Origin of the sequence: Microbispora sp. NPDC049633 (genome assembly GCF_040675265.1) — a bacterium.
Classification (GTDB): domain Bacteria; phylum Actinomycetota; class Actinomycetes; order Streptosporangiales; family Streptosporangiaceae; genus Microbispora; species Microbispora maris.
The window spans coordinates 1-13,451 of sequence record NZ_JBFAOO010000197.1 but is presented as its reverse complement, the minus strand read 5'-3'; the positions used below and the strand labels follow the sequence as shown (position 1 = coordinate 13,451).

The window sequence follows — 13,451 nt, the reverse complement described above, 5'->3', positions numbered from 1 at the left end:
CTCAGGCCCGCCGCCAGCGCCGCGACGACCAGTGCCGCCCGGAGGGGGGTTCGGGTCATACGGCTCATTGTGGCCCCGGTCGTTGCCGATCAGGCGTGGATGACGTCACAGACGTACGACGAGGGCCCCGGCGCGGGGTGCGCCGGGGCCCTCGGGGAAAGGCTCAGGCCCGGGCGAGGGTGCCCAGGTAGAGCTGGATGACCTTCGGGTCGTTGATCAGGTCGCGACCGCTGGCCATGTAGGCGTTGCGGCCCTGGTCGAGCACGTAGCCCCGATGGCAGATCTGCAGGCAGCGGCGCGCGTTCTGCTCGACCATGATGACGGTCACGCCGGCCTTGTTGATCTGCTGGGCCTGGATGAAGACCAGGTCCTGCAGCTTGGGCGACAGGCCCGCGGACGGCTCGTCCAGGAGCAGGACCGACGGCTCGGTCATGAGCGCACGGCCCATGGCGACCATCTGCCGCTCACCGCCGGACAGCGAACCGGCGCGCTGCTTGCGGCGCTCGCGGAGCGCGGGGAAGATCTCGCAGACGAACTCGAACCGCTCCTTGAACTTGCCGGGCACCTGGTAGGCGCCCATCTCCAGGTTCTCCTCGATGGTGAGGCTGGGGAAGACGTTGTTCGTCTGCGGGACGTAGCCGACCCCGCGGGCCACCAGCGAGTGGGCCTTGAGGCTGGTGATGTCCTCGCCGTTCAGGACGACCGAGCCGCTGCGCACCGGCACGAGCCCGAACAGGGTCTTCAGCAGGGTCGACTTCCCGGCGCCGTTGGGGCCGATGATGCCGATCAGCTCGCCCTTCTTCACATACAGGTCGGCGCCGTTGAGGATGTTGACCCCGGGGATGTAGCCGGCGTACAGCTCGTCGGCCCGCAGGAGCGCATTCTCGGCTCCGGCGAGATGGTCGGAGCGGTCGACGACGGCCGCCTGGGAGACCGGCTCTTCGTGGTTGTCCGCAGTGGGGACGCGGTCCGGCTCGGCGCCGTTGTCCGGCGTGGGGGCGGTCATGCCTTCTCCTCGATCCCGGCCTCCAGCTCGGCCTCGGCCTCCTGCAGCTGCTCCTCGAACTCCTCGGCGGACATCGGCGCGTCGTGGTGGGCGCCCAGGTAGGCGTCGATCACGCGCGAGTCCGACATGATGGTGTCCGGAGGGCCCTCCGCGATGACGGCGCCCTGGGCCATCACGATGACCCAGTCGCTGATGTCGCGGACCATGTCCATGTCGTGCTCCACGAAGAGCACCGTCATGCCCTCTTCGCGCAGGTCCTTCACGTGCCCGAGGAGCGACTGGGTCAGGGCCGGGTTCACGCCCGCCATGGGCTCGTCCAGCATGACCAGCTCGGGGCCGACCATCAGGGCCCGCGCCATCTCCAGCAGCTTGCGCTGGCCGCCGGACAGCGAGCCGGCGAAGTCGTCGCGTTTGGCGGCGAGCTTGAAGCGCTCGAGGAGCTCCTCGGCGCGTTCGGTGATCTCGTCCTCCTGACGGCGCCAGCTGCCCGGGACGAGCGCGCGGAAGAAGTTCTCGCCGCGCTGGTTCTGCGCGCCGAGCCGCATGTTCTCCATGACGGTGAGCTTCGACAGGGCCTTGGTTAGCTGGAACGTGCGGACCATGCCCGCACGGGCGACCCGGTGGGCGGGCACGCCCTTCAGTTGCTTGCCGTTGAAGGTCCAGGACCCCTCGTCGGCGCTGTCGAAGCCGGTGAGCTGGTTGAAGAACGTCGTCTTGCCGGCGCCGTTCGGGCCGATGAGCGCGGTGATGGACCCGCGCTGGATCTCCACGTGGTCGACGTTGACGGCGGTGAGGCCGCCGAACCGGCGTACGACCTTGTCGACGACGAGGATCGGGTCCGGCTTGGGAACGCCGGGCTCGCGGTCGAGGCCCGTGAAGGCGGCCAGCGCCGCCGCCTTCCTGGACGGGGTGGTGTCAGCGTGCATCGAGCGCGATCTCCCTCTTGTCGCCGAAGATGCCCTGAGGCCGGAAGATGAGCAGGAGCATCAGGCCGAGACCGACCAGCATGAAGCGGACCGCGCCGATGTTGTTCACGGTGAACAACGAGGGGAGCAGGCCGGCGGAGACGGCCTCGCTGAGCGTGTTCCCGACGAAGACCAGCAGCACCCAGAAGATCGCGGCGCCGACGACGGGGCTGAAGACGCGGGCCGCGCCGCCGAGGATCACGATCGTGTACGCGTAGAACGTGAACTCCGTGCTGAACAGGTCGGGCTGCACCGACGCCTGCCCGAGCGCGAACAGGAAGCCGCCGAGGCAGCCGACCACGCCGCCGAGCACGAGGGCCTGCATCTTGTAGGAGAAGACGTTCTTGCCGAGGCTGCGCACGGCGTCCTCGTCCTCGCGGATGGCCTTGAGCACGCGGCCCCAGGGGCTCTTCATGAGCAGGTAGACCAGTCCGCAGGCGATCGCGATGAGCACCCAGCCGACGGTCAGCACCCACGTCACCCGCTCGTTGAAGCTGATCGGGCCGATGCCGTACGTGCCGGGGGAGTAGGGGTTCATCGCGAAGAAGTCGCCGGAGAAGTTCTGCCGGCCGTCCGAGCCGCCGAAGACGCTGCTGAACTTGACCGACCTGAAGATGAGCCGGACGATCTCGGCCGCCGCGATGGTGACGATGGCGAGGTAGTCGGCGCGCAGCCGCAGGGTGGGGATGCCCAGCAGGAATGCCAGCACGATGGTGGCCGCAAGGCCGATCACGATGCCGAGCCAGAACGGCAGGTGGAAGGTGGCCACGGTGACGGCCATGCCGTACGCGGCGACGCCGAGGAAGGCCGCCTGGCCGAAGTTGAGCAGCCCGGCGTAGCCGAACTGGATGTTGATGCCGATCGCGGCGAGCGCGTAGACGACGGTCTCCAGGCCGATCGAGGCCTTGACCGTGGTGATGAGGATGGTGTTCCAGTCCACGTGTGGTCTCCGATCAGCCGATGCGCTCGCGCCGGCCGAGGATGCCCTGCGGCCGGAAGAGCATGACGAGGATGAGCACCAGCAGCGCGCCGACCGTCTTCAGCTCGGTCGGCACCACGACGGTGGACAGCTGGATGAACAGGCCGACGACGATGGAGCCGACCAGGGCGCCGAACGCGGTGCCGAGGCCGCCGAGCGTGACGCCCGCGAAGACCAGCAGCAGGATCTGGAAGCCCATCTGGTAGCTGACGTTCTGCGACAGGCCCAGCATGACGCCCGCGAGCGACGCGATGGCGCCGCCGACGGTCCAGATGATCCTGATGACCCCGTCGACGTTGATGCCCGAGGAGGCCGCCAGGGCGGGATTGTCTGCGACCGCGCGGGCCGCCTTGCCGACACGGGTCTTGAGCAGCGCGACCCCGACGACGATGAGCACGGCGAGCTCGATGCCCATCGCGATGAAGTTCTTCGGCGCGGCGGAGATCGGGCCGACCTGGATGCCGGGCTGGGCGTTGTAGTCCGCGAACGGGGCGCCCTCGCCGCCGAAGAAGAAGAGGAAGACGTAGCGCAGGAACAGGGCCAGACCGATCGAGATGATCATCATGGCGACCAGGCTGCTGCCGCGCTTGCGCAGCCGCCCCCAGAAGAAGCGGTCCTGGCCGTAGCCGAAGACCCCGCCGATCACGACCGAGATCACCGCGGCCCAGACGAGCGGAATCCCCACGACCACGTTGAAGAAGTAGGCGCACATCGCGCCGAACGTGAGCAGCTCGCCGTGGGCGAAGTTGGTGAGCCCGGTGGTGCCGAAGACCAGCGAGAGGCCCATGGCCGCGAGGGCGATGATGAGTCCGAGGTTGAAGCCCTCGAAGGTGAGCTGGGCGACCCGGTCCCAGAAGGAGGAGGAGTCCGAGGACGCCGCGGCGGCCCCGCCCTGCTGGCCCGCGGGGGCGAGGGCGAACAGGACGTTGCGCTCGCTCCCGTCGTAGACCTGGACGTTCAGGGTGGCCCGGTCCTTGAACTTGAGCGCGACCCCCTGCGGGAGCGTCGACTGGTCAAGCGTGACCTTGTATGTGCCCGCCTCGGGGACCGGCACCTCCCACTTGCCGTCGGCACCCGTGGTGGCGTCGCCGACGGGTTTGCCGTCTTCGCCCGCCACGCTGATCTTCACGCCGTTCACCGGCTGGCCTTGGTTTTGGAGTGTGCCCTTCAGGGCCTCCCCGTCCGCCCAGGCGGGGGAGGAGAGGAGAAAGACGAGTCCACCCAGGAAGGCCGTGAACGCGATCACGGCTCTGCGCAATGGTGCTCCCTCTGGTTCAGGTCATGGCGGGGTCGTGCCCCCACTGCGGACGCGCAACATCGGTCAGGTTGCTGCGATGTTGTGGCCGGAGCATAAGCCTGAGACGCCCGTTTCGGGGTCGTTCGTCACCAATTGGTGACCATGGTGTGTCACTGACGTGAGAAAGGGTTCGCAGGTCAGGGCATGTAAGGAGTCAACCGGGCATCGGTGCTGAGATTTGGTGCCGAGAAGTCGTGAGCCCGTGGGAGGACCTTTGGGACCGTACACAGCTTCCCCGGCTCCGCACGTTGTCTACTCGGTCTTCCCACGGGCTCTGGAGCCTCAACGGTAGCGACCGGAGCGACTCCCGTGCAAAGAGAGTCGCAAGCCGTTCCGGTATGAGGCTCAATGCGTCGTAAGGGGTTTTCGTGGTGCTTGCCCGGCCGGTGCCTGGGCGAGTCCGGCCCGCGCGCCTCCCGGCCTCAGCGGGCGTCCCTGAGCATGCAGGTCAGGCGGGCCGTGCAGACCGCGCCGCCCTCGTCGTCGGTGATCTCGATGGCGTACGTCGCGAGCGTGCGCCCGCCGTGCACCCGGGTCGCGACGGCGGTGACGTGCCCCGAGGTGGCGGAGCGGTGGTGGGTGGCGTTGATCTCGATGCCGACGGCGATCCTGCCCGCACCGGCGTGCAGGGCGGCGCCGGTCGAACCGAGCGTCTCGGCCAGCACGCAGGAGGCGCCGCCGTGCAGCAGGCCGTACGGCTGGGTGTTGCCTCCGACGGGCATGCGGCCGACGACCCGCTCCGCGCTCGCCTCCAGGATCTCGATGCCCATCCGCCGGTGCAGGTGGTCCCCGGGCGCGTTCATGAACGCCACGAACTCCTCGGGATTCGTCAAGGTCAAGGGGACGCCTCCTGTGGGAAGAGCACGGGTTTTCTGTCGTACAGGGAGACTAGGCTGCGGGTGTGCCGAAGAGTGAAGCGACCCCCACCCGTCCGTGTCTGCTGCTTCTGGACGGGCATTCTCTTGCTTATCGCGCGTTCTACGCGTTGAAGGACGCGAACCTCATGACCACCGACGGTCAGCACACCGAGGCCGTCTACGGCTTCACCTCGATGCTGGCCAACATCCTGCGCGACGAGCAGCCGAGTCACGTCGCGGTCTGCTTCGACCGGAGCGAGCCCACCTTCAGGCACGAGGCGTACGACGGCTACAAGGCCAACCGGGCGGAGACCCCCGAGGACTTCCGCGGCCAGATGCAGCTCATCTTCGAACTGCTCGACGCGCTGCGGATCCCGCGCCTGTCGGTGCCTGGCTTCGAGGCGGACGACCTGATCGCGACGCTGGCGACGCGCGCCTCCGGCGAGGAGATGAGCGTGCTCATCGTGACCGGCGACCGTGACGCGCTCCAGCTCGTCGACGAGAAGGTCACGGTGCTGATGACCAGACGGGGCATCAGCGACATGACCCGCTTCACCCCCGACGCCGTCATGGACAAGTACGGCCTCACCCCGGCCCAGTACCCCGACTTCGCGGCGCTGCGCGGCGACCCCAGCGACAACCTGCCGAGCATCCCGAGCGTGGGGGAGAAGACCGCCACCAAGTGGATCGTCGAGTACGGCTCGCTGGACGAGCTGGTCCGGCGCGCCGACGAGGTGAAGGGCAAGGTCGGCGACAAGCTGCGCGAGCACCTCGGCCAGGTGATCCACAACCGGATGCTGACCGAGCTGAAGCGCGACGCCCCGGTCGACGCCGAGGTGTCCGCGCTCACCATGGGCCTGTGGGACCGCGAGGAGGTCAACAAGCTCCTCGACGCGGTGCAGATCCGCGGCGAGCTGCGCGAGCGCCTGTTCAAGGTCCTCGGCACCACCGAGCCGGAGGCCGGCGAGGGCTTCGAGCTCGAGGTGACGGTGCTGGAGCCGGGCCAGGTGCCCGGCTGGCTGGCGGCCCTCCCTCAAGATCGCGCCGGGCTGGCCTTCCAGGGCTCCTACGGCAGCGGCACCGGGCGGCTGGAGGGCGTCGCGATCGCCGGGCCGGACGGCGCCGCCTATCTCGACCCCACGCGGCTGACGCAGGAGGACGAGGCGGCGCTCGGCGCCTGGCTGGCCGACGAGAACCGGCCGAAGGCCCTGCACGACGCCAAGGGGCCGCTGCTCGCGCTGTGGGCACACGGCCTCGACCTGCGCGGTCTCACCTGCGACACGGCGCTCGCCGCCTATCTGGCGATGCCGGGGCAGCGGTCGTTCCCGCTGGAGGACCTGGTCCTGCGCTACCTCCATCGCGAGCTGCGGGCGGAGTCCGCGCCCGGCGGGCAGACCTCCCTGTTCGAGGACGCCGACGAGGGCGCGGCCCGGGACCTGGCCCTGCGGGCCCAGGCCGTGCGCGACCTGGCCGACGCGCTGGAGGCGCACCTGTCCGAGCGCGGCGGCACCCGGCTGGTGACCGAGGTCGAGCTGCCCCTGGTGCGGGTGCTGGCCGAGCTGGAGCGGGACGGCATCGCCGCCGACCGGCAGTACTTCGCGGCGCTGGAGGCGGAGTTCGGCGCGGCCGTCAAGCAGGCGGTCGAGGCCGCCCACCAGGCGGTGGGGGAGCAGTTCAACCTCGGCTCGCCCAAGCAGCTGCAGGAGATCCTGTTCGGCAAGCTCGGCCTGCCCAAGACCAAGAAGATCAAGACGGGCTACACGACCGACGCCGACGCGCTCGCCTGGCTGGCCGAGCAGACCGACAACGAGCTGCCGGTGATCCTGCTCCGCCACCGCGACCAGACCAAGCTCCGCACCACGGTCGAGGGCCTGATCAAGGAGATCGCCGACGACGGGCGGATCCACACCACGTTCAACCAGATCGTGGCGGCCACCGGGCGGCTGTCGAGCGAGAAGCCCAACCTGCAGAACATCCCGATCCGCACCGTCGAGGGCCGGCGCATCCGCAAGGGCTTCGTGGTGGGGGAGGGCTTCGACACGCTCCTGACGGCCGACTACAGCCAGATCGAGCTGCGGATCATGGCGCACCTGTCCCGGGACGAGTCGCTGATCGAGGCCTTCGAATCGGGCCACGACTTCCACCAGGCCACCGCGTCCCGCGTCTTCGACCTGCCGCCAGAGCAGGTGGACGCCGACCTGCGCGCCCGGATCAAGGCCATGAACTACGGCCTCGCCTACGGCCTGTCCGACTTCGGCCTGTCGGGGCAGCTCAACATCCCCGTCGCGGAGGCCAGGGCGCTCAAGGAGGAATACTTCGAGGAGTTCGGCGGCGTCCGCGACTACCTGGAGTCGATCGTCGCCCAGGCCCGCAAGGACGGCTACACCGAGACGATCCTGGGCCGTCGCCGCTACCTGCCCGACCTGACCAGCGACAACCGGCAACGCCGGGAGATGGCCGAGCGGATGGCGCTCAACGCGCCCATCCAGGGCTCGGCCGCCGACATCATCAAGGTCGCCATGCTGAACGTGCAGAAGGCGATCGAGGGCATGCGCTCCCGCATGCTGCTCCAGGTTCACGACGAGCTGGTGTTCGAGGTCGCGCCGGGCGAGCTGGAGGAGCTGACCGAGGTCGTGCGCACGCAGATGTGCCGGGCCTACGACCTGAGCGTGCCGCTGGAGGTCAGCGTGGGCGTCGGGACCACCTGGGAGGACGCCGGCCACTGATCCTCGCCGCCGGCCGCCCCCGCTCCGGCGGACCATCGCCTTGCAGGGCGACTGGGCGGGTGCGCCTGATCAGAGGTCGAAGGGGTCAGGGGTGGCCGGTGGAGCGGGCGGCCCGGTGGTCCCGCCCGTGCACGGCCAGGCCCGCCTCCTCGACCTCCAGCAGGCTCGCCTCGTGCCGCTCCGACTCGAAGGCCGTCCGCCCGCCGCGCAGGCCGAACAGGCGCTTGCTCAGCGCGATGTACAGCACGGCCGCGATGTTGACCAGGAGGACCGCGATCCGGAGCGGGCTCACCTTCTCGGCGATCTCGTAGATCTCCACGGGGATGAACGCCGAGGTGATGATCACCGAGAAGTACTCACCCCACCGCTTCAGCAGCCACAGGCCGATCCCCTCGGTCAGCAGCAGGGCCGCGAGGGCGAGCAGGGCGAGGAAGATCCAGGTGAGGGTCGTCGTCCGCGCGCCCAGCGCGGTCCGCAGCGTGTGCACCACGCCCGACTGGTCGAGGTTCCACCCGAGCTTGTGCGCCAGCGGCCTGACCAGCGGGAGGTCCTGGTCGAACGCCCGCCGTACGGCGTCGTGGTGGGCCCGGAAACGCCACACGCCGTACGCTCCGGCGAGCACTAGCACGGCCTTGGTCCAGCGGAAGACGGCGATCAGCCGTAGCACGGCGGCGTCCCGCAGCGCCCGGCCCCGCAGCACGACGGGCGCGTCGCCGGCCGGTCCGGCCGCCCGTGGCGGGCCGAGCGTGAAGTCGCCGCAGCGCAGGCAGCGCCACGCCTCGCCCAGCGCGGTCTCGGCGCGCAGGCGGCCGCGCAGGGCCTCCTCGTCCGGGGCGTAGGTGACGTGCCCGTGCCGTCCGCAGGTACGCAGGCTCCAGTCCACAGGAAAATTGCAACACATACGAATGCGGACACGCCGGGCAGTAAGGTCAAATAACTGTGCGCAATCTTGCCCGGATGACCGCAATCGCCAATGTCGTCGTTGTCGTGATCGGACTTGTCGCGCTTGTGCTGCTGCCCCGCTCCTCGGGCGAGGAGCGGGCGCAGGCGCCGGCGCACCCGCGAACACCGTCGCCCAAGCCCAGCGCCGCCCCGCTTCGGGCGACCGCCGAATCGGCCAGGAAGGTCAAGGCGAACGAGGCAGGCCTGGTGCCCGTGATCATGTATCACCGCATCGTGCCCAAGCGGAGGGCGTCCATCGACCGGACCCCCGATCAGCTGCGCAAGGAACTGGAGCGCCTGGCCAAGGGCGGCTACGTGCCGATCACCGCGGCCGAACTGGTCGCCAGGAAGATCGACATCCCGGCGGGGACCCATCCCGTCGTCCTGACCTTCGACGACGGCCACCCCAGCCACTTCGCCATGGACCAGAACGGCATGCCGAAGAACGACACGGCCGTCGGCGTCATCTACGAGATCGCGGCGAAGTACCCGAACTTCCGGCCCACGGCCACCTTCTGGGTCAACCGCGACCCGTTCGGCCTGCGCGACCGCGAGCGGCAGCGGCAGGCGGTGAAGTGGCTGCTCGACCACGGGTTCGAGGTGGCCAACCACACCTACGCCCATCCCGATCTCCGCCGGCTCTCCAACAGCAAGGTCAGCGAGCAGATCGTCCGGCAGGAGCGGCTGCTGAAGAAGATCGGCGTGCCGGGCTCGACGACCATGGCGCTGCCGTACGGGTCGCGGCCGAGGAAGCTGAGCAGGGCCCACGACGGGAAGTGGGACGGCGGCGAGTACCACTTCGACGGCGTCTTCCTGGCCGGTGCGGAGCCTGTGGTTTCGCCGTACGCGAAAAGTTTCCCGCGTTTCGCGATCCCGAGGATCCAGTCCAACGGGAAACAAGGGGAGTGCCGGCGCTGGTGCACGACCTACTGGCTCGACTGGCTCGACAAACACCCACGGGAGCGTTATACGTCGGACGGTGATCCCGCCCGCGTGTCTGTGCCACGCAAACTCCGGGCAACGCTCTCGCCGGCCCGGGCGAAGTCGGTCATCACGTACTAGAGGCCCGTCTGGTTGCCTCGGATTGACCCAGCTCGCTCCGTCTCATATGCTGATCGCTGCGTTGTGGGCTCGCGCGCGTCACGGACGGAGAGGGCTCGCGCTCGGTCATCTGGTGGCTACCAGGAAACAGCATCATCCGGTGAACGAAAAACGGCCCGCCGCGCTCCTGTCACAACGACATCTGTCCGGTTCGGAGCAATTCCACACATGACGAGCAGCACTGAGGCCACCTCGAGCACCCCGCAGGTAGCGGTCAACGACATCGGTTCCGAGGAGGCCTTCCTCGCCGCGATCGACGAGACCATCAAGTACTTCAACGACGGCGACATCGTTGAAGGCACCGTTGTCAAGGTCGATCGAGACGAGGTCTTGCTCGACATTGGCTACAAGACCGAGGGCGTCATCCCGTCGCGCGAGCTCTCGATCAAGCACGATGTCGACCCGGCCGAGGTCGTCGAGGTCGGAGAGCACGTCGAGGCCCTGGTTCTCCAGAAGGAGGACAAGGAAGGCCGCCTCATCCTCTCCAAGAAGCGCGCCCAGTACGAGCGCGCCTGGGGCACGATCGAGAAGATCAAGGACGAGGACGGCATCGTCACCGGTACCGTCATCGAGGTCGTCAAGGGCGGCCTGATCCTCGACATCGGCCTGCGCGGCTTCCTCCCCGCCTCCCTGGTGGAGATGCGCCGCGTCCGCGACCTGCAGCCGTACGTCGGCCGCGAGCTCGAGGCCAAGATCATAGAGCTGGACAAGAACCGCAACAACGTGGTCCTGTCCCGCCGTGCCTGGCTGGAGCAGACCCAGTCCGAGGTTCGCCAGACGTTCCTCAACACCCTGCAGAAGGGCCAGGTCCGCAAGGGCGTCGTGTCCTCGATCGTCAACTTCGGTGCGTTCGTGGACCTCGGCGGCGTCGACGGCCTGGTGCACGTGTCCGAGCTGTCCTGGAAGCACATCGACCACCCGTCCGAGGTCGTCGAGGTGGGCCAGGAGGTCACCGTCGAGGTTCTCGACGTCGACATGGAGCGCGAGCGGGTCTCGCTGTCGCTCAAGGCGACGCAGGAGGACCCGTGGCAGCAGTTCGCCCGGACCCACCAGATCGGCCAGGTCGTGCCGGGCCGCGTCACCAAGCTGGTGCCGTTCGGTGCGTTCGTCCGGGTCGAGGAGGGCATCGAGGGCCTGGTCCACATCTCCGAGCTGGCCGAGCGCCACGTGGAGATTCCGGAGCAGGTCGTGCAGGTCGGCGACGAGATCTTCGTGAAGATCATCGACATCGACCTGGACCGCCGCCGCATCTCGCTGTCCCTCAAGCAGGCCAACGAGGGCGTCGGCGCCGAGGTCGAGTTCGACCCGACGCTGTACGGCATGTCGGCGACCTACGACGACCAGGGCAACTACATCTACCCCGAGGGCTTCGACCCGGAGACCGGCGAGTGGCTCGAGGGCTTCGACAAGCAGCGTGAGGAGTGGGAGCGGCAGTACGCTGAGGCCCAGGCCCGCTTCGAGGCGCACCGTTCGCAGATCGAGAAGGCCCGCCAGGAGGAGGCGGCGGCCAGCGAGGCCGCTCCGTCGTCCTACAGCGGCGAGACCACCTCGCAGACGAGCGGTGGTGGCGGCGCCCTGGCCTCCGACGAGGCCCTCGCCGCTCTGCGCGAGAAGCTGGCCGGCGGCCAGAGCTGACCCCGGTCTCCTGACCGGAGGTCGTGTTCCAGCCTCCACAGCATGACGAAAGGCCCCGCTCCGGCGGGGCCTTTCCGCTTTCCCGGCACCGTCGTCTCATCGGCGCGGCGGCGGGCCGGACGGCATGATGAACCCATGATCGAGGGCACGGTTCCGCCGGGGGACGAGGCGGCGTTCGAACTGCTGGTGCAGCGGCATCGCGGGGAGATCTACACCCACTGCTACCGGATGCTCGGCTCGGTCCAGGACGCCGAGGACGCGGTCCAGGAGTCGCTGCTCGCGGCGTGGCGGGGCCTGGCCGGATTCGAGGGTCCCGGCGCTGCTCGACCTGCTGTCCGAGGACGCCCGGTTCACCATGCCGCCGCTGCCCGCCTGGTTCGACGGCCGCGAGGGCGTCGGCCGGTTCCTGACCGAGCGGGTGTTCGCCACGCCGTGGCGGCTGGTGCCTGCTGGCCGCCGGGCTCGTCGACGAACTCCACCTCATGGTCGGCGCCGCCGTCCTCGGCGGGGGCACCTCGGCCTTCGGCGCCGGGCCGGTCCCGCCGCTGCGGCTCCTGGGGACCCGTCGCCGGGACGGCTCGGAGAACGTGGTCCTGCGGTACGCCGTGGGCCGCGCCGGCGAGTGAGGTCCGGAAGGCTCGCGCCTGACGGAGGCGGATGTGCCGATAGGGTGGCCCCCGTGGTGGAGATCACGCGGGCCCTGCCCGAGGACGCCGGCGAGATCCTGACCCTGCAGCGGGCCGCGTACGTGACCGAGGCGCAGCTCTACGGCGATCCGTTCATCGGGCCGCTGGTGGAGTCGCTCGACCAGATGCGTACGGTGATCGAGACGGCGGTCGTGCTGAAGGCGACGGACGGCGGCCGGGTGGTCGGCGCCGTCCGGGGCCAGGTGTCCGGCTCGACCTGCCTGGTGGGCCGCCTCGTGGTCGCGCCGGACCGGCAGGGGCAGGGAATCGGCACCGCGCTGCTGGCCGCGATGCACGAGGCCGTGCCGGAGGCGGCGGCGTTCGACCTGTTCACCGGGCACCTGTCGGAGGGGAACCTCCGGCTCTACCGCCGCCTCGGCTACCGGGAGACCCAGCGCGAGCGCGTGCAGGACCACCTGACGCTGGTCCACCTGCGCAGGATGCCCGAGACGAGCACGTCCTGAGTCGTCCTGGGTCGTCCTGCGCTCGGCCGGCGCACGGGCGGCGCACGGGCGTCACGGTGCCCCGGCGAGCCGATACCCCACGCCGGGTTGCGTGGTGATGACCGGTGGTTCGCCGAGCTTGCGGCGCAGCCGGCCGATCGTCACCGTCACCGTATTGGTGAACGGGTCCGCGTTCTCGTCCCAGACCTGCTCCAGCAGCGCCTCCGCGCTCAGGAAGCCGGGGCTCGCCCGCATCAGCGCCCGCAGCAGGGCGAACTCCTTCACCGACAGGTCGAGCTGCCGGCCGTCGCGCACGACGGTCCGGCGTACCGGGTCCAGCTCGATCCCGGCCGCGCGCAGAGTCCGCGGGCGCGCGTGCGGCTTGCGCCGGGCCAGCGCCTGGACACGCAGGATCAGCTCCGGGAAGTGGAACGGCTTGGTGAGGTAGTCGTCGGCTCCGAGCGTCAGGCCGGTGACGCGGTCACCGGGCGTCCCGGCGGCCGTCAGCATCAGCACCATCGGGCGGTCCGGCCGCTCGGTGATCATCTGGCACAGCGTGTCGCCGTGCAGGCCGGGCAGATCGCGGTCCAGGACCACCACGTCGTACGCCGTGAGGTCGAGCTTGGCGGCGGCGGACAGCCCATCGTGACTGATGTCGACGGCCATCCCCTGATCGCGCAGGCCCTCGGCGACCACCTCGGCGAGCGGACGCGCGTCTTCGACGACCAGGACCCTCACGCCGGCACCTCGGCGGGGACCTCGGCCGGGACCGGGACGGACGGCAGCGCGACCGAGACACGCAGGCCTCCCCGCG

General features: G+C 69.5%; 12 protein-coding genes and 1 pseudogene. 6 read left to right on the top strand and 7 right to left on the bottom strand.

What is annotated here, in order from left to right; translation table 11 throughout:
• Positions 1-163: 163 nt before the first annotated feature.
• The 5 genes from AB0J39_RS32655 to AB0J39_RS32635 form a co-directional block, all read right to left on the bottom strand.
• On the bottom strand, positions 164-1,006 hold the full coding sequence (locus AB0J39_RS32655; protein WP_363471824.1) for an ABC transporter ATP-binding protein: 843 nt from the start codon (positions 1,004-1,006) through the stop codon (positions 164-166).
• On the bottom strand, positions 1,003-1,932 hold the full coding sequence (locus tag AB0J39_RS32650) for an ABC transporter ATP-binding protein (RefSeq protein WP_363471823.1): 930 nt from the start codon (positions 1,930-1,932) through the stop codon (positions 1,003-1,005). Before AB0J39_RS32650 ends, AB0J39_RS32655 begins: the two co-directional genes overlap by 4 nt.
• Positions 1,922-2,911 (bottom strand): branched-chain amino acid ABC transporter permease, encoded by a 990-nt coding sequence (locus AB0J39_RS32645; RefSeq protein WP_363471821.1) that lies wholly within the window; start codon positions 2,909-2,911, stop codon positions 1,922-1,924. The genes AB0J39_RS32650 and AB0J39_RS32645 overlap by 11 nt, the downstream gene beginning before the upstream one ends.
• Before the next feature lie 13 nt (positions 2,912-2,924).
• The gene (locus AB0J39_RS32640; protein ID WP_363471819.1) at positions 2,925-4,208 is read right to left on the bottom strand and encodes a branched-chain amino acid ABC transporter permease; all 1,284 of its coding nucleotides are present in this window, start codon (positions 4,206-4,208) and stop codon (positions 2,925-2,927) included.
• Positions 4,209-4,669: 461 nt separating this feature from the next.
• Positions 4,670-5,050 (bottom strand): hotdog fold thioesterase, encoded by a 381-nt coding sequence (locus AB0J39_RS32635; RefSeq protein ID WP_363471827.1) that lies wholly within the window; start codon positions 5,048-5,050, stop codon positions 4,670-4,672.
• Positions 5,051-5,148: 98 nt separating this feature from the next.
• Between AB0J39_RS32635 and polA the strand changes: the two genes are divergently transcribed.
• A complete protein-coding gene (gene polA / locus AB0J39_RS32630; protein WP_363471818.1) occupies positions 5,149-7,830 on the top strand; it encodes a DNA polymerase I in 2,682 nt (893 codons plus the stop codon).
• Between the two features lie 85 nt (positions 7,831-7,915).
• Here polA and AB0J39_RS32625 read toward each other — a convergent pair whose 3' ends face one another.
• Positions 7,916-8,713 (bottom strand): DUF2127 domain-containing protein, encoded by a 798-nt coding sequence (locus AB0J39_RS32625; RefSeq protein ID WP_363471816.1) that lies wholly within the window; start codon positions 8,711-8,713, stop codon positions 7,916-7,918.
• A 104-nt stretch (positions 8,714-8,817) separates the two neighbouring features.
• On the opposite strand from AB0J39_RS32625, the gene AB0J39_RS32620 reads away from it, so the two are divergent.
• From AB0J39_RS32620 to AB0J39_RS32600, 5 genes and pseudogenes are all read left to right on the top strand, one after another.
• Entirely contained in the window at positions 8,818-9,834 is a 1,017-nt protein-coding gene (locus AB0J39_RS32620; protein WP_363471814.1) for a polysaccharide deacetylase family protein, read from the top strand.
• A 207-nt stretch (positions 9,835-10,041) separates the two neighbouring features.
• Entirely contained in the window at positions 10,042-11,508 is a 1,467-nt protein-coding gene (gene rpsA, locus AB0J39_RS32615; RefSeq protein WP_169978289.1) for a 30S ribosomal protein S1, read from the top strand.
• A 135-nt stretch (positions 11,509-11,643) separates the two neighbouring features.
• A pseudogene (locus tag AB0J39_RS32610) lies at positions 11,644-11,799 on the top strand (sigma factor); the annotation flags it as partial.
• Positions 11,800-11,954: 155 nt separating this feature from the next.
• On the top strand, positions 11,955-12,134 hold the full coding sequence (locus AB0J39_RS32605; protein WP_363471825.1) for a hypothetical protein: 180 nt from the start codon (positions 11,955-11,957) through the stop codon (positions 12,132-12,134).
• A 53-nt stretch (positions 12,135-12,187) separates the two neighbouring features.
• Positions 12,188-12,658 carry a GNAT family N-acetyltransferase gene (locus AB0J39_RS32600; protein WP_363471812.1) on the top strand — a complete coding sequence of 157 codons (471 nt, stop codon included), beginning with the start codon at positions 12,188-12,190 and terminating at the stop codon, positions 12,656-12,658.
• 51 nt (positions 12,659-12,709) lie between these two features.
• Here AB0J39_RS32600 and AB0J39_RS32595 read toward each other — a convergent pair whose 3' ends face one another.
• Positions 12,710-13,375: a response regulator transcription factor gene (locus AB0J39_RS32595; protein WP_363471810.1), complete on the bottom strand. Its 666-nt coding sequence runs from the start codon at positions 13,373-13,375 to the stop codon at positions 12,710-12,712.
• Between the last annotated feature and the right edge of the window lie 76 nt (positions 13,376-13,451).